Origin of the sequence: Flavobacterium undicola, assembly GCF_009909155.2 — a bacterium.
Classification (GTDB): domain Bacteria; phylum Bacteroidota; class Bacteroidia; order Flavobacteriales; family Flavobacteriaceae; genus Flavobacterium; species Flavobacterium undicola.
Map to the genome: position 1 here is coordinate 23,400 of NZ_JAAAPM020000013.1, position 24,720 is coordinate 48,119.

A 24,720-nucleotide genomic window follows, 5' to 3' on the forward strand; every position below is an offset into this window, starting at 1 on the left:
TATAAACAAACCTTACAGGCATAAAACCTGCAAGGTCTATCAAATTTCAGTTTACTAGTACCCAGGATTTTGAAGTAACTTATTATTCAACAACATTTGGCTTTGAGGAATAGGGTACAAATAATGTTTTTTAGCCACCGTATGGTTTAATTTACTATCAATTACCACACAATTCAACACCCCTTTCGGAGTTTCTACTGTCTCTTCACCAAACACATAGGTGTTTGCTTTATAAGCAGCTGTAGGATTACCGGAAGCATCTTTAAAAGGGGTTGTGTAAGAAGCACTGCCCACTACTCTCCCCAAACGGGATGGATTTAAAGATTCTTCTAAAATACCCCAACGCTTCAAATCATCAAAACGTTTGCCTTCACGATATAGCTCAACAGCACGCTCTCTCCTTATTTCTTGTTTCATATCTAAGCCATTGGCTGAAGCCAGCGCATTAGTCAAGTAAGCTACCTTTGCACGGTCTCTTAATTTATTAATTGAGGCATTCAATTGCGTGTCCGTAATGCTTCCGTTTAGTTCGTACAATGCTTCTGCATACATTAAGTACACTTCTGCCAATCGAATAATAGGCCAGTTGGCTGATTCGGTATTATCTAATCTACGAGTACCAAAACCATACACGGCATATTTCGAGTTACCGTAACCACTAAATCCTAAGCTCCCAAAATCTAAAGTAACAGAGGTTGGTGCCGTAGTTGCACTATATAAATAGTTTAACAAACGTAAATCTCTGGCTTGAAATTCAGAGGTTGTTGTTTGATACCCCTGAAACAAAAGTGATTTAGCTGCCGGTAATCCATCCGTACATACTGCCATATCAACAAATTTACGGCTTGGATACAATTGCCAGCATGTCCAACTTATATTTTTTCTGGACTGCTTAAGTGTATAGTCATACACGCTGTATAAAATAAATTCCTTATTTGTAAATTTATCATAAGCTCCCGGGTTAGATCCTGCATCCTCAAGATTAAACAAATACCAAGAACTTAAATTAGTCATTTTGGAATCAGCATTCTTGTTCCACAGTTCGTATCCCCCATTATCCATGATTTCTTTACACATTGCTGCGGCATCTGCCAGGTAAATATTTACGTTAGCAGTATTGTATCCTGTTGTTCCAGCACCAATTGCAGTACCATCTCCATCAGCCTGCTGACCTACATATTTTTCCCAGGTGGCTTCATATAGTTCGGCTTGTGCTTTTAAGGCCATAGCTGCCCATTTGCTTATCCTGCCTTTATCAGTAGCTACCAAATTCTGTTCGGTTGGAAGATTTGAAATGGCTTTATCTAAATCACTTAAAATTTGCGCAACTACCTCATATCGGCTGTTTCGAGGCGCAAATAACTCAGGAGAATTAGTATCCAAAACTGTTGTTACCAAAGGTACACCTCCAAAAGTTTTTAGTAAATTAAAATAAGCATAAGCGCGAAAGAAATGAGCTTCACCCACATACTGGCTGATACTTCCTTCTCCTGTATATTCATTTGCTTTAGCTAATAAAATATTACAAACACGAATCCCAGAATAATCCCAATTAGTACTGGCTGTTGCAATTGTTCCTTGTCCTAAAGCCGTACCATTTCCATTGGCATTAGCCGACAAATCTGAACCATTATCCATGTTTCCAAAATCCCATCCTTGTAATTGTCCGTAAAAACCAGTAGTATATGCTTTAAAATCACTAGGTTTTTTGAAATAAACTGCATCTGTAAATTGTCCTTCTGGATTTAAATCAATAAATTCATCCTGACAACCCGACAAGCCTAAAAAAAGACCTCCTAGAACTATATAATTCAATATTTTTTTCATCATTTTTTAATTTAAGTTATTAAAAACCAACATTTAATCCAAAAGACCAAGTACGACCAAAAGGATATCCTGCATTATCACCATCCGTTGCATTTTCACCTGCTTCAGGATCAAATCCATCTTTAATAGATGATGCTTCCCATAAATCATTACCAGAGAAATAAAACCTTACTTTATCTAACTTCATACGTTTTATTAAGCTTTCCGGTAGTGAATACCCTACTACTAATGTTTTTAGTCGAATGTAACGGCTATTCTGTAACATAAAATCGTTATTGCCATAGTTCCATCCTGCACGGGTTGGGTTAACCGTTAAACGAGGATACATTGCATCTGGATTTTCTGCTGTCCAGGTATTTCCCAAAAAGGTTGGATTCTGGTTGGTAAATAACGCCCTGAATGGATAAGCCATATATCCCGAACGCATGATATTTTGCTCCAGATGACCTTGAAAAAAAGTATTTATATCAAACCCCTTCCAGGATGCTCCCATGTTAATCCCATAAGTGTAATGTGGTGTACCATCTCCCATATAAACCAATGAGCTATTCTTATTCCCATTAGCTGTAATATTCCCTGTTCCTGCAACATCCACTCTTTTTGTATCCCCGGGACGTAAAGCAACAGCCTGATTGTTTTTTGGCATACCTGCCAAAAGATCACTACCACCATAGGCTTGGTAATAGGCATCTACATCAGCCTGATCTTTAAAATAGCCATCCGTCTTGAATAAAAATATAGGTTTCCAAGGAAGTCCATTTACAATTCCATTTGTACCTGCCCCATAGCTATCAGCACCTTCTACCCCACTTACCATAGTTTTTGCATCACCCATGTTAAAGGATACATTATAACTAAAATCTTTCACATTGTCTTTCCAGCCTATAACAAATTCCCATCCCTTGGTATTGAAATTCCCACTATTGGTTTTAGGTGGAGATCCTCCCAACACAGATGGATAGGTTACACCAATCAACATCCCTATATTTTCTTTTTCATAAAGGTCGAAAGTAGTAGTCAAACGATTCTTGAAAAATCCAAGATCTATACCCACGTTTTTTTGTGTCACTCGTTCCCAAGTACGTGTTTTGCTGATCAAAGCACTATTATAAGATGCCGTTTGTTGTGAAGCTGGCTGACCTAAAACTGTAGAACCAATACCTACAAGAGAAAGGTAGTCAAATGCTCCTAATCCTTTTGCCTCATTACCTGTAGATGCAATACTTCCTCTAATTTTACCAAAATTGAGAATATTGCCAATAGAACTTAAAAATTTCTCTTTTGTAAACACCCAACCTAATTGAGCCGATCCAAAGTTTTTAAACTTGTAACCTTCTGCAAAACGAGAATTACCATCCCTTCTTCCTGTCAATTCGGCAATGTATTTTTCATCATAATTATAATTTAATCGGGTTAAATAGGAATAACGACCGTTAAGATCTTTATAACCACCATTTGTTTGTGTAGTAGTAGCTCCTAGACTGATATCATAAACACCTAAATCTTCAAATCCTACTCGGGATGCACCAATCCCTTGAGCTGTCCATTTTTCAGCACTCACGCCACCCATAACCGAAACATTATGTTTCTCATTAAAGGTTTTATCGTAACGTAATAATGCCTGATAATAATGGTAAAATTTAGACTCAGCACTAGCTTCATAAACATTGTTTACTCCATCAGTTTGATAAGCATTCCCTTTAGGATTCCCATACCAATCATATAATCTTACGGGTACCACATATCTTTCATGAGTAAATCGCTCATTTTGAATAGAAGCCAATCCTTCTGCTGATATTCCGTTCCATATTTTATAAGTAGCTTTTAAATCAATACGACCTGTTAATTGTTTTTTAACATATCTACCTCCATCTGCAGAAGTTGCAGCAGCATTTTTAATAGCCCCACCATCAATCCCATTAAAAGGAGCAAACCATTGACCATAAGGATTTTTTGCCGGGTAGAAAGGCATATCTGTGGAATAAAGGATATTTCCTAACCCTTTAGAAGGCTGACCTGTATTAGTATTAGTAATACTGATACTCGATTCTAATTTTAATCTTTCCGATAAATTGTAGTCGTAATTAAAACGGGCATTTAACTGCTTCTGACCATCATAAGCCGTTGCTAAATTACCCTGATTATCTGCTACCCCTAAAGATAAGCGATAACTCGATTTATCACCTCCACCAGAAACACTAAGGTTATGCTGGTAGGAATAACGGGTAGAAAACATTTCTTCAATACGGTTTGCATTGAAGATAAAGAAATCTGTACCAAAAAGATCGTATTTTCCTTCAACTCCCTTCTGCATGTTTAACAAATTATCTTTATTACCCCAAATCCACCAGTTAGGTGTAGTCTCTTCTTTGTTGGCCTCTAGCCACATTGTAGCATATTCCTGCATAGTAGGTGAATAGCCAACCAGACCATTGGTAACAAAACGAAGATTAGTACTAAAGTTCACTTTAACCTTTCCTTTACCTCTTTTGGTAGTTACTAAAACAACCCCATTAGATGCACGAGAACCATAAATAGCAGCTGAACCATCTTTTAAAACTGAGATACTTTCTATATCATCAGGATTCATATTTTGAAAAGATTGAGCATTTAATACCGGTACTCCATCTACAATAATCAATGGCTCAGACCCATTGACAGAAGAAGCACCACGAATTTGAAAATTAAGTCCTTCATTACCTGGTCGGGCAGAACTTCTGGTAACCACTAAACCTGGTGTTTGCCCTTGAAGTGCCAAACCAACGTTTGTAATTGCACGATCTTCAAATACCTTAGAGCTTATCGTTTCTACCGCTCCTGTTAATGTTGCTTTTTTCTGGGTTCCGTACCCTACAACTACTACTTCATTTAAAGTTGAAACATCCGCTTTTAAAGTAACATTGATTACTTTTTGCGAACCCACTTTAATTTCCTGGGTTTTTAAACCAATACCGCTAAATACTAATACCGCATCAGTTGACGAAACCTTTATAACATATCCCCCATCAAAATCAGTACTAACTGCACCTTTAACTCCTTTTATGGAAACGTTAACTCCGGGAATCCCCATATTATCATCGGCAGAAATTACTTTCCCCGTTATCGTAATGTTTTGTTGCACGCTTTCTAGCCTAACAACATTCAAACTTAGATTAACAGAACTATCAGAATTTGTAGCGTATACTTCCCCTACCACACTACTTCCTAATAATAACGCTAACAAAGTTGGTTTTGATAAAAATTTCAGCTTATGCTGAATGATTTTTGGTCTGTTCATAAAACAATTCATTTTGGTTAATAATTAATTTAGTCTTTTAACTTTAACACTATTGGTATTCATCAATAGCATTATTCTGTATAATTATGATGCTTAAATTGTTTGATTGTTCTGAACTAAAACGATATCATAAAAAATATCATTTTTAATTCTGACAACAAAAATCTCACATCTTTTTAATCTCATTTCTGTCACAAAGAATAACAACTTAAAGCATTACAATGATTTTCGTACAATCACATTTAATGGTTCTAAGAGTTGCTTACTTTCTTTATTCAAAATGATATCGGCTAGCTGATATCCGATTTTTTCAAAAACCCGGCTTATTACCGTAATTCCTCCTGCTAGCAATTCTTTTAATGGATTATCATCATAGGATAACAAACCGATATCTTTTCCGAGTACAAAATTAGTACTGCTAATTTTTTTTATCAGATTTACCAAACTCACATCATCATCAAAATCTACATATACTATATTTTGTTCCAGCTTTTCATTATTCAAATCTTCTACTATTCCGAAGTTATAATTGTATTGAAGACAAAATTTTTCAAAAGATTGTCTAATTTCATTTGGCATGTTATTGTTCTTTGGCAAAACCAATTTGATCCCTTTGTATTTTCTCCAATGACTTTCTAATTCTTCTAATGCCTGAAAAAAATCAGTTTCTAAATTTTGATAAATACAAGCTACCTCTTCCTCTAATTCTTCCGAACTACCATTAAGCAATATCAACTTATCAACAGGCACTTCATTTTTTATAAAATCGATATAGTCTTTATCCTCAAAATTTGCATCCAAAACATAATGGGTGTATTCTTTTGAGTTATTATCCAGAATATGGTTTTTAAATTGATTATAATCGTTTTGATAAATGTAAAAATCAATATTTGCTCTATCCTGAAGTGCCTCAGCAAAAGCATCATAAATTTTTTTCATTTGCGGACTTAAGCTATTGAACAACAAAAAAACTTTAGCCTTGTACGTATTTGTTATTGATTTTATATAATAGCCTTTTCCTGGAACTGAATCTATAATATCATTCTCTTTAAGAAAAGTATAGGCTCTTACCACCGTATCTCTTGAAATATTACAATCAATAGCTAACTCATTAACCGAAGGCAATTTGTCATTTAATTTCAACGAACCAATTGTTGTAGCACTTAAAACAGAATTAATAATCTGTCTGTGTTTACGAACTCTAGAATAATCGCTTATTGATAGTATATCTTTAAAACTGTTATAATTTCTCATACGATTCACACATTAAATACTTTATTAACTTCTTTAATCAAAATTTGTCTTTGACATGATCAGCCTAACTTTTTGCTTTTTAGCTTACAACTACCAATCTTGTAAATCAGTAGTTGTAAAAACTAAAAATCACTAACCAAACTAACGTTAACTATTCCTGTACAATTACAATAATAATAGGTAGGTATAAAATGGACTGTTTTTGATAAACAGCTGCCAATACTTTTAATCAGCAACCGCTATGGCAAAAACTACAAGCCAACCAAAAACTGTAATTATTTAAATCCAATCCATTTTTTCAAATACCTACTTTTAAAATTGACATCAAACAATAAATTAACCTTAGATTAACAATTTATCCGATTATCAACATATCAAAATTACCTAGAATGTCTTTTTTAAGAGATAAATTATCACCCATTCTGCATAAATTATCACCCATTTACAGCATTAGCGCACAAAAAAGTAAGTATTTTTCACGATATCGTATTTTTATTGATAAATAATTTCATTTTACACATTATTAAAAACTAAAAAAAACATTAACTTAATTTTATAAAATTCAATCAAAAACTACTGTTGCCATTATACTTTTATTGAGATTTTTTTGAATCAAACAATCATTTTCCAATTGAATTAAACAACATAAATACTTCAAATAATACGTTATCATAAACTAAATGCTTTATTCAGGAGCACACTCAATATATACCTGAATCCACTCTTTATTCCCTATACAATTACAACAAAAACAAGCCGTCTTACTTTCAATAATTTAGATAACTAACAAAAAAAGTGGTCGGAATTACTTCCGACCACTTACACTTACATTAAAACCAATTTATTATATCTAAAATATCAGAGACTATTATCTAATACATCTTAATTTCCCATAAACCTGGTGCACCTGACAAAATGGTTAATTTAAGGAAACGGGTTTTTCCTATTTTATTAATAATTTCTGGAGATTGAATTAGTTCTGACATAGCTGTATTTACTGTTTGCCATTCCTTGCCATCCTCTGACTTCTCAATTTTAAATGTATGTCCCAAAGTAGATTTCAAGAAAAAGAGTTCTAGACTCTTCACTCGCTTTACAAGACCCAAATCAATTTGATACCAAGGCTGCTTATCGGCAGTATCACACATCCAGAAGGTTCCGTTTGAACCATCAATAGCATTTTCTGGTTTAAAATCCATAGTTCGCTGAACATTTGCCAATTCAGATTCAACAAATTTTGGAGGCATGTTGATTAACTTCTCGATTACCGTATCGATAGTAGTTTTAATAATCGTATCTCTCCTTACACTCGAAGCTGTAACTTTAGCAGGACGAATAAGAGCCTTTTTGTTCAAATTAGTTATTTCTGAAATACCAGTAGTTGTTACCTCAACAGGCTTAATAGTTCCATCGGCATTAAATTGTAAGCGGTTAACATAAACTTGACGAGTAGTATTTCCCTGACCGTATTCCAGATAAAAAAACAAATAGTCATCTGTCTTTGGAATATGTAGCACATTTCCATGACCTGGACCCCAAACTCCTTTTTCAATATTTGATTTAGTTATCATGTCCTGATCTGGAGCAAAAAATGGTCCTAAGGGCCCTGTTTTACTCATCATGTAAGCATAAACATAATTAGCTCCGCCTGATAAAGTGTACAAATAATAATAAATCCCTTTACGTTTAAATAAAAAGGGACCTTCTGAATAGCCACCTCTTTTAGTTGGAATAGTAACTTCAGCACCGTCAATTGTTTTCCAATCTTTACTTAATTTAGCAGCTTTTCTTCGGCGCCAGTAAATATAGGCCTGACCATCGTCATCTACAAAAGGATCTCCATCTATATCTGCAAAAACAGGCTGAGTCTCTTCTTTTTCTTTTTCTGGCTCATTAAAGAAAATCCCTTTCCCATTGCTAAATTCAAAAGGACCTTCCGGACTTTTTGATGTTAAATGGTACGTACCCAATTTATTATCCGGCTTTAGAATTGTAGGATACAAATGGTACAATTTATCTTTTTTGATTACAGCACCAGGAGCCCAATACCTGAAATAACCCGTTTTCTTTTTTCCTTCAGGACCAAAAGTATGAGCCTTTTGCCAATCAAAACCTTTAAAAAGTACTCCTTTATAACTCCAATTTACAAGGTCTTTAGACGTCCATACCACCGGTGGTCCCATTTCCAGCAAACCATGGTCAATATCGGACGTCCCGTATAAATAGTAGGTCCCATTAAAGTAAGAAACAGAGGGATCAGCAACATAATCCGGTATAACCGGTTGTGGTAAAGGCAGATTTTGTTGTGCTTCAACCTGATAACCAATAAACAATAAGCATAATAGCTCTAAACTCTTTAAAAAATTATTATTCATACACATTACTTTACTAAACTTTTAATTTTTATCCAATGTCAATTTGCTGCAAGATTACATGGTTTATTATCTCATCCGAAAGAAGATATAATAAAAAATGCTATTTAAGTGAATAGAAATTTATCCTATTCTTATTTCCTTTTATTAATTGCTTGCTTATCTAGTTTAACATACACTGGTTTATCTCTATCTACCGAGATAATTCCATTTTTATATTCCAGCTCAGCTACCTGAATTACACTCCTACGAGTTTCAACATTATCAGCATATTTTTTAGTAACTCTACCGGGATGAGTAAAATAATACACAAAAGCCCTATCACCTGAAACCACTACATCTGCATGACCTCCAATAGCCTGATCTTCCTTTCCTTTACCCGGAAGTTCTAAAATTCTTTCTCCAGACTGCTTAACCCAGGTAGTTGCATCATCGGAAGAATAAAAACTCATACCAGCCCAGTTATCAACCAACATCCAATATTTCCCTTTCCAACGAAATACTTTTGGCCCTTCTCCTCGTTCTTCTATAACTTTGCCTTTCAGATCCCAATTTTCGAGATCTTTACTATCTGCATAATAAATAGTTTTCCCATCTTTTTCGTTATTATACCAAAGTCGCCACGTACCATTTGGTAATTGATATACTGTTGCATCAATAACATTATTATTAACCAATTTCAATGTTGATTTATAATCCCAATTCAAAAGATCTTTACTTGTAAGATGAATGATTTCACGGGGATGATTCCAACTGGCAAAAACGCCGGGAACATAAGTCAGATACATGTGATATACTCCTTTGTGTTCAAACACATCGGGTGCCCAGTGCGTATATTCCTTTGTTGGACGATACTTAATGTTCGCCGTATCCCGATACTTCCAGTTTGCACCGCCATCAGTTGATTCAGCAATCCCAATTCGTGTCCCATGTACCCATTTAGATCCTTCCTGAGTCATATCTGTCGCACGACGATTGGTATAAAACATAAACCATTTTTTCTCTTTTTTATTCCAAATAATTACAGGATCAGCCGCACCATCATAAATTGGATCACTAAATACCGGCTTATTAGCCAATTTCCCCTTATTTTTTTCCTGACCAAAAGCAACAGCAGATACCAGAATACTACAAAGTATCAGGAGCATACTTTTTCCTTTTGCTTTCATAATAACTTGTTTTATTAAACTCATTTTATTTATAAATTATTTATATAAAAATCAAACATTAGCAGTTAAAACCTTTATGGAAGCAAGGGCTTTATAAGAAAACTAAATTCATAATTCCCATATGGCATCAGGTACTGATCCAAAGGTTTTGCTCCCCAACTATCCAGACCACCAACACCCATCTGTTTTAAATCAATATTTAATTGCGTTTGTGGACGCGGATCAACATCTGTTGCATGGCGTTGATTTCTTTCATCCCCACTATCTAAATCACTGTCAAAATAATGTTTCGCACTTATGCTCAAAGGCTGTACTCCTCTTATTTCAAGGCCTGCTCCTTTAACATTACTTATTTTAAGCCATCTCAAATCTGTTTTATTACCCGTTTCCTGAGGCGTAACATAAGGAAAATATTGATCTTTTACCGATTGTTTGTAAATCCCTAAATGTGCGCTAAAATTTCGATCGACATAGTTTTCATGAGGACCGCGTCCATAATATTCAACAGATTCGAAACCTTGAGGTAAAACCCATTGCATCCCAAAGCGTGGAAGCATTTCAACTTTCTTACTGCTGTCTGTTACCGATAATTTCTCATTAACAAGGATTTCCCCAGAAGCATTAATCAAATATTCGATGTTAAGATTAGCAAAAACCTGAGGAAGCTCATACTTAACTTTTACAATGACACCATTTTTTTGAGTTTCAGATGAGATTTCTTTCAGTACAGGATTTAATCCTGCATCTTTCCAATCTTTCAGTTTCGTTTGAAATTTGGCTCCGAAATCATTATCAGTTGGTGCTCTCCAGAAATTTGGCCTGAACAAATAATTTTGATCCAGTAATACTAAACCTCCAACTGTATATTTTTTCAACATTCCTGTTTTCTTATCAAATGCAATAGAAACCTTATCGGAACTGATATTCAATTCATCCGAAGTCTCGTTTTTAGAGATATTTCCTTTATTCGCCAAGGTGACATCATTTTTGTATTCTCCGCCCAGTTTTAATTGTTCAATTGCAATAATGTGTCCAGCTGGTTTTAAAGGCTCTTCCGATTTAAGGCTATAAGTTAGATTTAGAAATGCCTCACCATTATTTAATTTCATGATTGGCAGCGTAATCGACGTTGAATCCTGAGGATTAACTTTTAATGACAATACATCTCCCTGCTGAACTGTCTTACCATCTACTATTACATCCCAATGCAATTTAACATTATCAAGGTTGGTAAAGAATTTTTCATTGTAAATACTCAAACTTTTAGTTTCCTCCAATTTTGTGTGAATATCCTGGTATACTTTTTTCATCTCCCATGCATGCGGATAAGGAGTTCGATTAGCATAAAAAATTCCTTTTGCAGCAAAATTCCACTTAGTGGCTGCTTCTTTAGGTTCATAATCCCCTCCATAAGTATATACTGTATCACCTTTGGCATTTACACGCTCGAAACACTGATCCACAAAATCCCAGATAAAACCTCCCTGGAAATGCTTTTTATTGCCGCGTATCAAATCCCAATAATCTTTAAAATTCCCTAAAGAATTCCCCATAGCATGAGCATATTCACACATGATCATAGGTCTTTGAGGTGTTGGATTTGCCTTTATATAATTCAACATCACATCAAGAGTTGGATACATCGGATTTATAATATCTGAATTCCAATCCCAAGTCAATGTTTTATAATCAATCCAGGCTCCTTCATACTGAATAGGTCTGCTTTTATCGCGTTCTTTCAGCCAGAGATTGCAGGAATAAAAATTATATCCGTTCCCGGCTTCATTTCCTGTACTCCAGATTACAATGGATGGTTGGTTTTTATCTCGTTCAACCATTCGCTGCACTCTCATCAGGTGTGCATTTACCCACGTTGGTTTATTGGCAAGCGTTTTAGTAACATTAAATCCCATCCCATGAGATTCAATATTTGCTTCACCCACTACATAAAGTCCATATTGATTACAAAGCTCCAGCCAGATTTCACTGTTTGGGTAATGAGAGGTACGGACAGCATTAATATTAAACTGCTTCATAAGCTTAATATCACGGATCATCGCTTCTCTTGAAATTACGTGACCAGAAATAGGATCTGATTCATGACGATTAACTCCTTTTATCAATACGGGTTTTCCATTCACTAAAAACAAGCCGTTTTTAATTTCAACTTTTCTAAATCCTGTTACTTGAGGAATAACTTCAAGAATATTTCCGGCGGCATCTTTAATTTTTACTACTGCCTGATAAAGATTAGGAGCTTCTGCACTCCATAATTTCGGAGCATTTATTTCAAGTTTTGCAGAAGCATTAACAGAATTATCGAATACTAAACTTTTCGAACTGATTAACTTTTGCCCATCTCTAAGCTCAAATAACGCTGTAAGCGGAGCAACAGGCTTTTTATTCAATTTTAACTTGATATCCAAAGTAGCATTTTTGTAAACTGCATCCAAATCAGGAATGATTTCAACATCATATAAATGAACCGGATTTCTGGCCATCAAATAACAATCGCGGTCAATACCACTAAGACGCCACATATCCTGGTCTTCCAAATAGTTTCCATCACACCAGCGCATTATCTTCATCACTATCAGATTTTTTCCCTTGGTCAAAAAAGGAGTAATATTAAACTCCGAAGGAAGTTTACTATCTTCTCCATAACCAACGTATTTGCCATTAACCCAAACCGAAAGATTTGATTTTGCAGCTCCAACATGCAATACAACCTCTTTAGCATTCCAGGATGGATCAAGAATAACCTCCCTGCGATAAACAGCCGTAGGATTATAATCCATCGGAACAATAGGTGGCTGCTTACCATTCTTTAACAAGTAAGTAAATTCAAAACCATTTGTAGTGTATATTGGAAATCCGTAGCCATTCAATTCCCAGTTTGCAGGAACATTAAATGATTTCCATGAATTATCGTTAAAATCTTTGGACTCAAATCCTTTAGGCATTCCCTCTGGATTTTCAGCCCAGAAAAATTTCCATGCTCCGTTGAGACTGGAATAATTGGAAGACTGTTTCCAATCATTCTTTGATGCTGCCGCATCCGATTCATAAACAAAATAAGAGGCGTGCATCGGAAGCCTGTTTTCTTCATTTTTGGTTTCGTCAAGCCACATTGCTTTTTGTGCTTTTGAAGCCCCGCTTGTCAGTAAAACTAAGACAACGGCAAACATTTTAAAAAAATCACTCATAACTATTTTCATATTTATTTATATTTTAAACAAGCCAACTGAGCCTGTTTAACAACTTTTATTTATTTCACTTTTTTAAATCGCAATACCGAAAAAGAATAGGCAGGAATTTCTTTATCAGCCACCTCAGACAACGAAATGCTATTAGTCACAGGAAGAAGCTGTTTGTCTTCAGGACGACCACTCAAACAAGTATAAGAAACTTTAGTTTCCAAATTACCTAAAGAACTCAAATCCAGTTTAGTCTTAACTGATACAGGAAGCAAATTAACAATCTTAACTATATAATCTCCAGAAGCTTTATCGTGAACTACAGAAACATTAATACGTTTCTTTACAGCTTCAGATCTATCAGATAAGTCTAATGTAGTAGGAATATAAGTGTCTCCTCCATTTTGCCCAAACATTTTTTGCACATAATAACCCACTGTTGGTTTTACCTCTGTATTATTAAAATAAATCATATCGGGATTCCACTGGGTAAAATTCTCTTTAGCCAATAATGGAGCATATGAAGTCATGGCCACCACATCACCGTTGCGTTCTATATTTGATAAATGTAATGCCTCTGCCAATGCCGACTCCAAGTTAGGACCACCCTTAGCACGAGCGGCGTATTCTCCCAAATATACCTTGGCTTTATTTCTATCGTAGCTATCATAAAAATCCTGATTATTAATATACCAACCTACAGATTGATAGCCATGCTCATCCACCATTGACAAACCCAGTTTGTCTGCAATTTTCCAACCTTCCTCATAATCTGTACCATCTAACATAGGCCCAGTTGTTCCTATTACGGTAATTTGGGGATATTTCTCTTTGATAGCTTTGTAAATCATCGTAAATCGTTCTTCGAATACATCAGTTATCATATCTTCATTACCCACACCAATGTATTTCAAATTAAATGGTTTTGGATGTCCTGCTTCAGCACGTATCTTACCCCATTTGGTATTTACTCCTCCATTAGCCCATTCGATTAAATCTAAAACCTCTTGCACATATTCACCCATTTGCTCCATTGGTATTCCACCTTGTTGCCCTCCATGTGAATTTTGACATGGTACTCCCGCTGCAACCACAGGTAAAGGTAGTGCACCAATATCTTCACAGAATTGAAAATATTCGAAATAACCCAAACCTACCGTTTGATGATAATTCCAGATATTTCTTTGCGGTACACGGGCTTCCAATGAACCAATAGTATTTTTCCAACGATACATATTACTTAAACCATCGCCATGTGACAAACAACCACCAGGAAAACGCATAAATTTTGGTTTTAAGTCAGCTACAGTTTGTGCCAAATCTGCTCTCAATCCATTTTTGTGTCCCTTAAAAGTTTTCTGTGGAAACAATGAAATCATATCCACTGCCAGAGTTCCCTTAAAAAGTGGACAAATCTCTAACTTTGCATCAGCAATAGTTTGATTAACATTAAGAACAATTTCTTGTTTCTTCCAGCTTGCAGAAGTACATTTTATTGTGTTTTCAGCACATACACGACCTAACTTATCAACTAACCGAATTGATATAATACCTCCTTTACCTTCAAGTATTTTACCAAAAAGAGAAAAATCATACTTCTCACCCGCACGTAAGGATATACCACTAAAACCTTCATTTACCAAAGCTGCATCAGCTTCTTCTAACTTTAATTTACCGTAATGTTTATTATTAGGATGAAGCGGAGACAAACTATCTACCACCCAAGAAGCTCCATTTCCTTTCAATTCCCACGCTTTACGGCTATTCCAATCATTTTCTTTGATTTCCTTATCACTCGCTTTATATTCGAAATCACGATTTTGAATCAACTCAGCATAAAGTCCGCCATCAGCTGCGTAATTCAAATCTTCAAAGAATATCCCTATTAACATATCACTAATAGATTTACTTTCAGCACTATTTAGGTTCACTTTAGCTTCTATCGGTTTCAAATAAGCAAAACGATTACTGTCATCCTTTGTTGATTCTCCTTTCAACATTCCTTTGTAAGCTGCCATTTGTTGTGTTTTTAATAAACCATCAACAACATTCCATTTCACCTTATGCACCGTTCCCGTAGCATTTTCTCCATTGATATTTATAGTAGTACGTAGATTTGTATTAACTCTGGATGAAACTTCTTTCACCTCCGAAAAGCCTTTAAAATCACGTGTAGTAACCGAATAAATTTTCTCCTTTCCGCTTAACTTACCTCCCCAAGTCAGATTATAACCATCTCCTTTTTTTACTGCCTCAATTGATAAACAATTATCGTCAGAAAGCATTTTTATGTAGGATTGCCTTTTCCATTTTGCTAAATCCTCCGAAGCTGCATGTGCTAAAAGCCCTTCTTTTTCGTTCAATGTCCAGAAACAATGCCAAATTCCTTGTTCATCTCTCAATAAAAAAGGCTGTATGATAGTTTTATCATGGCTGTAGTCGCTTTTTAAATATTTGTACTCATTTCCTATAGTATGCCATTTTTTACCATCAGGACTCCAAGCAAACATCAAACCATTTGCCCTTTTTCCTTCATTTTTTGTATAGGCAAATAAATAAACTGAATCTGGTTCTTTTGCCCAAATAGATGAACCTAACTGTCCTATGAAAAAAATCAACAAGAGCATTAAAATCCTTTTCTTGTAATTCGTTTTTTTATTATCGCTAATTATTAAATCTCTTACTTTTTTCATTTTAAATAGTTGGTTTAACTTTTTTTATTGTTCCGTCTTTTTTAAATTTTAATTTATCGATACATACTTCTCGATTGAAACCTGCTTCTGTACCCATTTTAATCCCATTCGGTCGCTGAAAACGATGATATACAATATACCATTTGTCTTTACCTGGTATTTGTAAAACAGAATGGTGACCTGTAGCAAATATGCCTTTATTAGGTTCTTTTTGTATGACAACCACACTTTGAGAAGAATCTATTGGTCCAAGTGGCGATGTAGCTTTTATATACCGAACTTCATAATCTTCACTTCTTGTGTCATTTTTTGACCAGGAGAAATAATAAAAACCTTTGCGATAAAAAACAAATGGCGCTTCGCTATAATAAGTATCATTCTTTATTATAATTTGAGTAGTATTGGGTTTCACCGAAATCATATCGTCATTTAACTCACAACCCGCCATAAAATAATTTCCCCAATACAAATAAAATTTTCCTGTTTTTGGATCCGTAAAAACATCCGGATCAATATTTTGTCCGCGATTCATTCCTTCAGGAAATTTATCAATCAACGCCTTTCCCGAATCTATAAAAGGGCCTGTAGGATTATCAGCAACAGCAACCCCTATTTTTTTATTCGCAGTGAAATAATAATAATATTTGTATTCCCCATTTTTGTCTTTTTTTTCAACAATACTTGGCGCCCACGCATTAGCATTAGCCCATGAAACATCTTTTTTTAAATCCAATATAACACCTTCATCTTTCCAATTTTTTAAATTATCCGAAGAGAAAACTTTAAAATAAGTTCCAGACCAATTTTTAAATCCATCAGATGTAGGATAGATATAATATTTACCAGTCTTTTCTGCATATAAAACATGTGGGTCTGCATACAAACCAGGCAATATTGGATTTTGAGCATAAATATTATATGAGCAAAACAATAGCAGTATTACCTGAAGATTAATTTTTTTCATAATTTTCACATTCACTATACAGTATAAATTCAACCCTATTTAAATTTCAACTGAAGTTTCCATTTTTCGGCAAGCTTTGCTGCTTCTTCTTTTGTCAAATGAATTACTGCCGCATGTTTTGGAGAAGTAAAGTTGGTTGTTTTCATCACCCCTTCGTTAAAATGACCAAGGTCTTTGAAATTCACAAAATCAGAAGTTTCACTGAAACCAAAGTTATGAGGATCAATACCATAGATATCATACATTAGTACCCATTTATCTTCACCAATTCGCTTCCATACATTTGGTGCCTCACATGGCTTAGGTTCTGGATCATACCACCGTGGATCGTATTCATAGCCTGCATTTATTTTATCAGAAACCGCCTGCTTAATACCCGGAGTTCCATCATGGGCCACATAAAACATCCTGTATTTATCCTTTACTTTTGTAATATCTGCATCAATCGCCGAAACTTTATAATCCGGATATTCAAATAACAGTTGTGGTATTGATTCTAGTTTATCAAAATCATCGTTTACATAAGCATAATATAATTTGTTAGCTTCGTTTTGAAAACGCATGGTAAAATAGATCATTAATTTCCCTTTCTCTTCATCATAGATAACTTCAGGTGCCCAGGCACAACCTATTTCACTAAATGCAGCTGAAAATTCATTAAGGTAAATATTTTTACGCTTCCAGTTAATCAAATCCCAAGATTTCATTAATACCAAACCTTTATTATTTCCCCAACCATATTTTGCTTTATCACGCTCCCACTCGGTATCGCGGAAACCATCTCTTTTTGCAAATACATGAAGGTCAGTCATAGCCAAATAAAATGCTCCATCAGGACCACGATAAATATGTGGATCACGAATCCCTTTTTGACTGGCAATAGTATCGCCTCCAATTATTGGTTTACCATCATTTAATGCTGTAAAACTGTATCCATCAGGACTCAAAGCCATGTGTAAACTATGTGTTTCATCTTTATGAAAAACCATCAAATAAGCACTCATATCCTTCTCTGTAGGAGTAGCATTTGCGTAGCGAAAATCTTTGAAAATACTTTTTCCTTTTCCAAAAGAAATCAAACCTGGTCTCAAGGCGTAGAATCCTTTGTAATTATTATGATGCATTTTAGAAACATCAATATCCTTAGCTATAACTGTCCACTTTAATCCATCCTTACTCGCTAAGAAAGTACAGTTATTTCCTTTGTTTAATATTTTTACAAAAAAGTGTTTTCCAAATTTATTTGGTATTTTAGTGTTGTGTTCCGCGTCTTTATAAACGGTGAAATTTTTACCGTCTGAAACAATCCCTGAAAAAGCTTTCTCATTATAAAACAGAATCAATCCTGCCTGATTGTCTTTATCAACCTGAACCTCAACCTGAGTTACATAAGATTTATCAGTTGGAGTAATTAATAATTTTCGTGCATTATCCGGAGAATCTCCATTTGCTTTTACCGTAAGTGATTTATTTTTTAATGTTAGAGCCTCAGGCGCATACTCTTTCCAAAATGTCCATTGTAAACCTAATTCTGAACCTTTAAAATCGTCAGACAATTCAAGTCCTTGTTTTGTTGTTTTATTGGTTACAATTGGATTTGCTTTTTTTATAGTACGATACCAGCCATCTGAAGTCCATTCAATAGGCTCAATTAATGTTTGACGACCCAAAGTATGGTAACCATTAGCATAAGCGTGATACACAATCCACCAATTTCCGTTTACATCATCTACTAATGTACCATGACCTTTTGACCACCAATTGTCTGTTTCACTATAAGTATGCACAATTGGGTTATACGGAGAATTCTCCCAAGGACCAGTAGGATTCTTAGAACGTGCTGTAACGACCATGTGACTTGTTGCCGGACCTGCTGTTCCTCCCTCAGCTGAAGTCATATAGTAATAGCCATCTTTATAGGTTAATTTAGGAGATTCTAAACACATACATTCTGTTTTCCAACCTTTGGGATATACCCATCCGTCATAAACTGATTTAAGTTCTCCAATAGTACTCAAACCATCATCCGAAAGACGAATTACTTTTCCCTCATTAACATATAAAAAACGTTGTCCATCCTTCCCTACCACATGTCCAGGATCAATCCCAGGAACTTTTAAATCAATTGGTTTACTCCATGGCCCTTTAATATCATTAGCCCAAACTACCCAGTTTGTTTGTGCTGCTGGATAATAAAGATAAAATTTACCGTTATGTTTTACAAGATCAGGTGCCATAGCCGAACCCTCATACTCTGGTATTACACGGGTAATAGGTTCCCAATTAACCAAATCCTGAGAATGCCAAATCAAAAAACCCGGCTTATAATAAAATGGAGAATGTGTCATGTAATAATCCTTTCCATCACGTAAAATCGTTGGATCAGGATAATCTCCAGACAAAATAGCTTTGGGATATTCCTGAGCTATTATTGTTAAAGTACAACAAAATAAAAAAGATAATAAAAGAAAAAGAGATTTAATTTTGGTCATATTTTAGTTAGTTATTTATTAAGAATTTAAAAACATTGGGGATAATCATTAAAACAACCGATACCCTCTTGTAAGATACAACATATTCAAAAAGTCTTTTTTAACAAAAAACCTCTTTTCACTTTGACTCATTAAAATCATGACTTTTTTAGCATTAAAAAACATCAAATAGATTTAAAATGATTATATTTTTCAGAAGCAAATTATTATTAATGTTAAATATACACTTATTTTAAATGTCTAATAAACAAAATTAGCCAGAACCGTTAATTTTGGAGATAAATTATCATTCATAATTTATAAATTATAGACCAATTATAGCATTAACTTACTAAAAACAAGGCTTTTTTTTGTGATACTATATTTTTAAGTAAAAAATAATTTCATTTTACAGATTATCAAGAATAAATAATTAAAAATCATAAATTGATTATTTTGGAAAATTGACCGTACAAATCTTTTCACCAATGCATATTTAAAAATTAGCCAGGTTCAAAATTCAATCTGAACCTAGCTTACTTTATTTAGTAGTTTCTATTTAGTAACTGGATTTATTCTTACTTAGATCTATTTTAAAACATTATCTAATGTAATCCAGTGTACATCCAAAAAAACACTTTATTTTACATTAGGAATTGGAGCCCAATAATAGGTATGATTTGTATCATCTGGATGATTGATTAAAGGTACTTCAGATGGATCACGATCAATAAGAGCTTTTGCAACAGTTTCAGTTCTAATAAGATCAAACCATCTTGCAGCAGGTTCACCTCCTGTAAATTCCCAACCTCTTTCAGCTACAACTGCAGCCTTAAAATCAGTTGGAGACAAACCAGATGTAAGATTAGCTAAACCTGCTCTGGTTCTTACTTCATTGATAGCTGCATAAGCAGTGACATCTGGACCAGACGACATCGCTTTTGCTTCGGCGTAGGTAAGTAATACTTCAGCATAGCGTATAACAGGAACAGTCATACTTCCCCACCAATTTGCAGCTGTGTGAGTTGTTTTATTGTAACTATCATCAAAACGGTATTTCAAAAAATAAGGATGCTTACGCAAATTTTGAGTGTAATCTCCAGGAGTATTAGGATTTCCATTTAAAAAATACACTTTTTGATAGGTTGCATCTTTTCTAGGTCCTGCAGGAAACTTGTTGTAAAAGGCAATTTCACCGTAGCCATCACTCCAACCACCTTCATCTTCAGGAGCATAAGAATTTGGACCGGTCATACTACCATTTTCAAAATTAAAAACAGGTAAATTATTATTGTAATAGCATCCGTAAACGGTCTCATGATTATACTTATTTTGTATATCAAACAAGTCAGCACTATTAGTTTCTAATTTATAGCCCCATGTTCCTTTATTATCAATAACTTCTTTAGCTTTTGCAGCAGCCAATGCATATTTATCGGTTTGTTTAAGTGGCCATCCCGCCATTGTAAGATAAACATTTGCTAACAATGCTTTAGCCGATCCACTGGTAGGATAAATATCAACACCGTTTTGAACTCTAACACCACTCCAATGTGCAGGTAACATAATCTCTGCCTTTTTTAAATCTTCAACAATCAAGGCATAAACATCAGTAGGTTGAGAATTTGGTAAATCAGTATAAACTTTTGATTCAGTTGGCAGAGGCACTGCACCCCAAACTCTGGTCAAAAAGAAATAACTAAGTGCGCGACTAAAATAAGCATATCCGGCAGTATTGTTTCTTTCAACTTCACTAGCTTGTACTGCATTTTGATAATTTGCAATCAAGGCATTAGCCGATTTAATAGTGGCATAGAAATTATTCCACCATGCAGTCATCCTGTCATTAGATGATGTAGCATTAAAGGTGTCGAAGTCTGAAAAATTAAATTTATTACCTGCTCTTTGAACAGAGAAATCATCTGCACCATAACAAGTTGCAATACCAGATGACGTATTAAATGCACCATTAATCTTAAGACTCAATGCAATAGTTGCCATATCCAGGTCACTACTTGTTTTGTAAAAATTCAAAGGGGTAATACTCCCCTTTGGAGTTTCGTCTAAATAACTGTTGTCACAGGATGAAAAACCAATCATCACTACGATTAAATATATATATAGTTTCATTTTTTTAGTTTTAATTAAGTTGAATTTTCTACAATCCAATGTTTAGTGATAAAGTGACTGTTTTTGGAGATGGATATGCTCCCAAATCGATTCCGGCATCGGCATCACTACTTGATGAAGTTGAAGATGCTTCAGGATCAAATCCTTTGTATTTAGTAAAAGTCAAAAAGTTTTGTGCACTAATTGATATTTTAGCTGATGATACATTAACCACACTTTTTGGTATAGAATATGACAAACTAATATTTTTAACTCTTACATAGCTTGCATCTTGAAGAAAACGAGTTGATTCAATAATATTTCTATTTGTGGTACTTCCCGGATTAGCCCAAACTGCATTTGTATTTTGAGGTGTCCAATAATTAGATACTTCGTTCAAAGTAGGATAAGCAACATCTGATGTTGGTACTGCAGTTGCAGCATAGGTAGCATTAAACATTTTGTTTCCATGTGCTCCTTGAATAAATATATTCAATTCGAAATTTTTATAACTAAAGTTGTTAGTAAATCCCCATTGATATTTAGGTGTTGCCGAACCTGAAATCACTTTATCCTCATCTCCAATTGAATTATTTCCACTTACATCAGTATAACGGTTATCCCCAGCTTTGAAACCAAGTGTAGGATCGTCATTTTTATAAATACCAGTCCATGGTATTAGGTAAAATGAACCTAAAGGTTCCCCTTTTTTAATAGCTTGAATCGGATTTGAAATTAAACCATTAATTGGTCCTCTCAATACTATAGACTCATCACCTAAACTCATTACTTTATTTTGATTGGTCGAAAAGTTACCACCTAATGACCATTTGAAATTTTCAGATTGAATAGCATCAAAATCAACAGCCATTTCAAAACCTCTATTATTTACTTTTCCTACGTTTTTCAAGAATGTACCACCGCCACTGTAATTTGGGATATTGGTAAATAACAACAAATCGCGAGTATCTTTATTATAATAATCAGCAGTAAAATTTAATCGGTTATTTAATAAACTAACATCAATACCCACATCTACTTGACTCGTTGTTTCCCATTTTACATCCGGAGTTGCGGGATTACCTATGGAATACCCTAAATATCCAGTAGGCGTACCATATGAATAGGTAAAAGGATTAAGTAATCCAAGAGTACTATATGGAGGTACAGATTGATTTCCTGTAATTCCCCATCCCGCTCTTAGTTTTAGAGTTGAAAAAACATCCATATCTTTTATAAATGACTCTTCAGAAAGTTTCCATCCTAAACCAACAGATGGAAAATTACTCCATTTATTTTTCCCTTGAAATTTAGACGAACCATCTCTTCTCATCGTTGCAGTTAAAAGATATTTACTATCATAGGCATATTCAAAACGTCCCATATAAGATAGTATGCCCCAATTTGTATAATTAGAAGAAATACCCTGACTGGCATTTAGCGATAGATTATCATATCCATTGATAGTAGATGAGAGACCAGAACCGCTGGCACTAAATCCAGAAGTTTTATTTGAAGTATTCTCATAAACAGCTGTAACTGTTAAGTCATGAACAGTATTAAATGTTTTATGAAACGTAAGAATATCACTATTTTGAAAAGTATAGGCTTCTCTATAGCTTTGACCCGATCCCATATTACCAGGGCTAATCCATTGATTGTTCAAGAATGCACCTTTAGAAATTTTCATATCTAAACCTGTATTAACTGTAAAAGTCAACCAATCGGTAATTTTGTATTTTAATTTACCATTAAAAATACCCACATTTGAAAAATCATTGCTATTTCTTTCTTTAAGTATCATATAAGGATTTTGCCAAATTGGTGATACCGCTCTAACATTATATAAACCATTGGCTTCATCATCATATATTGATTCTGTTGGAGCCCAAGTCATCCCTGACATCACGGGATTCCCTTTATCTCCTATATCAGTATTGTTTTTAGAATTAATTCTGCTAACAAACATTCCAAGATCTAAATTGAAACGCTCACTCAATTTTATTCCTAAATTAGAACGAAGTCCAAATTTATTTTGATTCGAATTTAAAAGTAAACCTTCTTGATCTGTGTAAAATCCAGAAATAAAGTACTTAGTATTGTCGGTTCCTCCGGATACTGTAACTTGATGGTTTTGTGTTACTGCATTAGCAAAAATCTTATTTTGCATATCAGTTGTTTTATTTGCAAATGAATCAGGATTTGGAAATACAGTAGTACCTGCAGCAACATTGGCTACTTTAGCATAAGTTACTGCATCCATCAAATCATATTTCTTCATAGGGCTGTTAAAACTAACAAAAGAAGAATATTGAATTTTTGTTTTTCCGGTTTTTCCAGATTTAGTAGTAATTAATATTACACCATTAGCCCCTCTTGATCCGTAAATAGCTGTACCTGAAGCATCCTTTAAAATTTCCATGGAACTAATATCATTTATATTAACATCCTGAAAACCGGAACTACTTAAAGCAATACCATCTACAACATATAAAGGTTCATTCCCTGCATTAACAGAATTTGCACCTCTAATACGGACTTTTATACCTCCTCCAGGAGCACCCGAATTATTGTTTACAGCCACACCGGCAACACGACCTTGTATAGCAGCTGCAGAATTTAGAACAGGTTGGTCTTTATAACTATCCGAAGACAATGTTGTCACAGCTCCAGTTAAGTCTTTACGTTTTTTGGATCCGTAACCAACTACCACCACATCTTCTAATTTACTTGTTTCTTGTAGCAGGACAATTTTTAAGTTTTCCGATTTAGAAACTTTTACTTCTTGGGTGGCAAAACCGATATAAGAAATGACTAATGTACTTTCGCTATCTGCGGTTTTTAATTCAAAATTACCGTCAAAATCTGTAGTCGTTGCTTTTTTTGTGTTTTTAACAAGTACTGTAACTCCAGGTAAAGGAGCTCCTTTTTCGTCAGTAATTTTACCTTTAATTATATTTTGCTGTATCGACAAATTAGTTGATTCTTTTGCCTTTTCAACTTTAGGAATTAAAGAAATTGTTTTTCCTTCAATAATCCATGTAATTGAAGTTTCTGCAAAAGCTTGTTCCAGCACCTTCTCAATCGGGGCACTTACAACATTAATAGAAATTGGCTTAACATTTTTTAAGATAGCCATGTCATAGAAAAAAACATAATTAGTTTGACTTTTCATGACCGATATTACTTTCTTAAACGGAACATTCTTTCCTGAGAAAGTAATCGTTTGTGAGGACACTGCTGCTGAAACTTGGAAAGTCAGCGCGATAACTAATATGGATGTTAATTTCATAACTTTCCAGGCGTTAGTAGTTAGCCAATGATTTTTCGGCTTGATTTTTGGTAATAATTTCATACTTTTGGTAATGGTTTTTGGTTAATAATAAA

The 24,720-nt window shown here is 34.5% G+C and carries 11 protein-coding genes; all 11 read right to left on the bottom strand.

Annotated elements, in window-relative coordinates; all coding sequences use genetic code 11:
* Positions 1–54: 54 nt before the first annotated feature.
* Positions 55–1,830: a RagB/SusD family nutrient uptake outer membrane protein gene (locus GTZ96_RS09265; RefSeq protein ID WP_235972927.1), complete on the bottom strand. Its 1,776-nt coding sequence runs from the start codon at positions 1,828–1,830 to the stop codon at positions 55–57.
* A 16-nt stretch (positions 1,831–1,846) separates the two neighbouring features.
* The gene (locus GTZ96_RS09270; protein ID WP_207720169.1) at positions 1,847–5,104 is read right to left on the bottom strand and encodes a SusC/RagA family TonB-linked outer membrane protein; all 3,258 of its coding nucleotides are present in this window, start codon (positions 5,102–5,104) and stop codon (positions 1,847–1,849) included.
* Between the two features lie 216 nt (positions 5,105–5,320).
* Entirely contained in the window at positions 5,321–6,358 is a 1,038-nt protein-coding gene (locus GTZ96_RS09275) for a GntR family transcriptional regulator (RefSeq protein ID WP_161643392.1), read from the bottom strand.
* An 872-nt stretch (positions 6,359–7,230) separates the two neighbouring features.
* On the bottom strand, positions 7,231–8,733 hold the full coding sequence (locus tag GTZ96_RS09280; protein ID WP_161643394.1) for a family 43 glycosylhydrolase: 1,503 nt from the start codon (positions 8,731–8,733) through the stop codon (positions 7,231–7,233).
* A 131-nt stretch (positions 8,734–8,864) separates the two neighbouring features.
* On the bottom strand, positions 8,865–9,899 hold the full coding sequence (locus GTZ96_RS09285) for a family 43 glycosylhydrolase (protein WP_181033167.1): 1,035 nt from the start codon (positions 9,897–9,899) through the stop codon (positions 8,865–8,867).
* Positions 9,900–9,973: 74 nt separating this feature from the next.
* Positions 9,974–13,117 (bottom strand): glycoside hydrolase family 2 TIM barrel-domain containing protein, encoded by a 3,144-nt coding sequence (locus GTZ96_RS09290; protein ID WP_235972929.1) that lies wholly within the window; start codon positions 13,115–13,117, stop codon positions 9,974–9,976.
* Between the two features lie 50 nt (positions 13,118–13,167).
* Positions 13,168–15,789, bottom strand: coding sequence for an alpha-L-arabinofuranosidase C-terminal domain-containing protein (locus GTZ96_RS09295; RefSeq protein ID WP_235972931.1), 2,622 nt, complete (start codon positions 15,787–15,789; stop codon positions 13,168–13,170).
* Between the two features lies 1 nt (position 15,790).
* Entirely contained in the window at positions 15,791–16,753 is a 963-nt protein-coding gene (locus tag GTZ96_RS09300; RefSeq protein WP_161643396.1) for a family 43 glycosylhydrolase, read from the bottom strand.
* Positions 16,754–16,788: 35 nt separating this feature from the next.
* On the bottom strand, positions 16,789–19,245 hold the full coding sequence (locus GTZ96_RS09305; RefSeq protein WP_161643398.1) for a family 43 glycosylhydrolase: 2,457 nt from the start codon (positions 19,243–19,245) through the stop codon (positions 16,789–16,791).
* 618 nt (positions 19,246–19,863) lie between these two features.
* On the bottom strand, positions 19,864–21,354 hold the full coding sequence (locus tag GTZ96_RS09310; protein WP_161643400.1) for a RagB/SusD family nutrient uptake outer membrane protein: 1,491 nt from the start codon (positions 21,352–21,354) through the stop codon (positions 19,864–19,866).
* Between the two features lie 28 nt (positions 21,355–21,382).
* Complete coding sequence (locus GTZ96_RS09315; RefSeq protein WP_161643402.1) at positions 21,383–24,688, bottom strand: TonB-dependent receptor; 3,306 nt, start codon at positions 24,686–24,688, stop codon at positions 21,383–21,385.
* Between the last annotated feature and the right edge of the window lie 32 nt (positions 24,689–24,720).

Bases quoted from the DNA above. Each gene is read 5' to 3' on its own strand.
- GTZ96_RS09265 (WP_235972927.1), bottom strand. From the start codon at position 1,830: ATGATGAAAAAAATATTGAATTATATAGTTCTAGGAGGTCTTTTTTTA.
- GTZ96_RS09270 (WP_207720169.1), bottom strand. From the start codon at position 5,104: ATGAACAGACCAAAAATCATTCAGCATAAGCTGAAATTTTTATCAAAA.
- GTZ96_RS09275 (WP_161643392.1), bottom strand. From the start codon at position 6,358: ATGAGAAATTATAACAGTTTTAAAGATATACTATCAATAAGCGATTAT.
- GTZ96_RS09280 (WP_161643394.1), bottom strand. From the start codon at position 8,733: ATGAATAATAATTTTTTAAAGAGTTTAGAGCTATTATGCTTATTGTTT.
- GTZ96_RS09285 (WP_181033167.1), bottom strand. From the start codon at position 9,899: ATGAAAGCAAAAGGAAAAAGTATGCTCCTGATACTTTGTAGTATTCTG.
- GTZ96_RS09290 (WP_235972929.1), bottom strand. From the start codon at position 13,117: ATGAAAATAGTTATGAGTGATTTTTTTAAAATGTTTGCCGTTGTCTTA.
- GTZ96_RS09295 (WP_235972931.1), bottom strand. From the start codon at position 15,789: ATGAAAAAAGTAAGAGATTTAATAATTAGCGATAATAAAAAAACGAAT.
- GTZ96_RS09300 (WP_161643396.1), bottom strand. From the start codon at position 16,753: ATGAAAAAAATTAATCTTCAGGTAATACTGCTATTGTTTTGCTCATAT.
- GTZ96_RS09305 (WP_161643398.1), bottom strand. From the start codon at position 19,245: ATGACCAAAATTAAATCTCTTTTTCTTTTATTATCTTTTTTATTTTGT.
- GTZ96_RS09310 (WP_161643400.1), bottom strand. From the start codon at position 21,354: ATGAAACTATATATATATTTAATCGTAGTGATGATTGGTTTTTCATCC.
- GTZ96_RS09315 (WP_161643402.1), bottom strand. From the start codon at position 24,688: ATGAAATTATTACCAAAAATCAAGCCGAAAAATCATTGGCTAACTACT.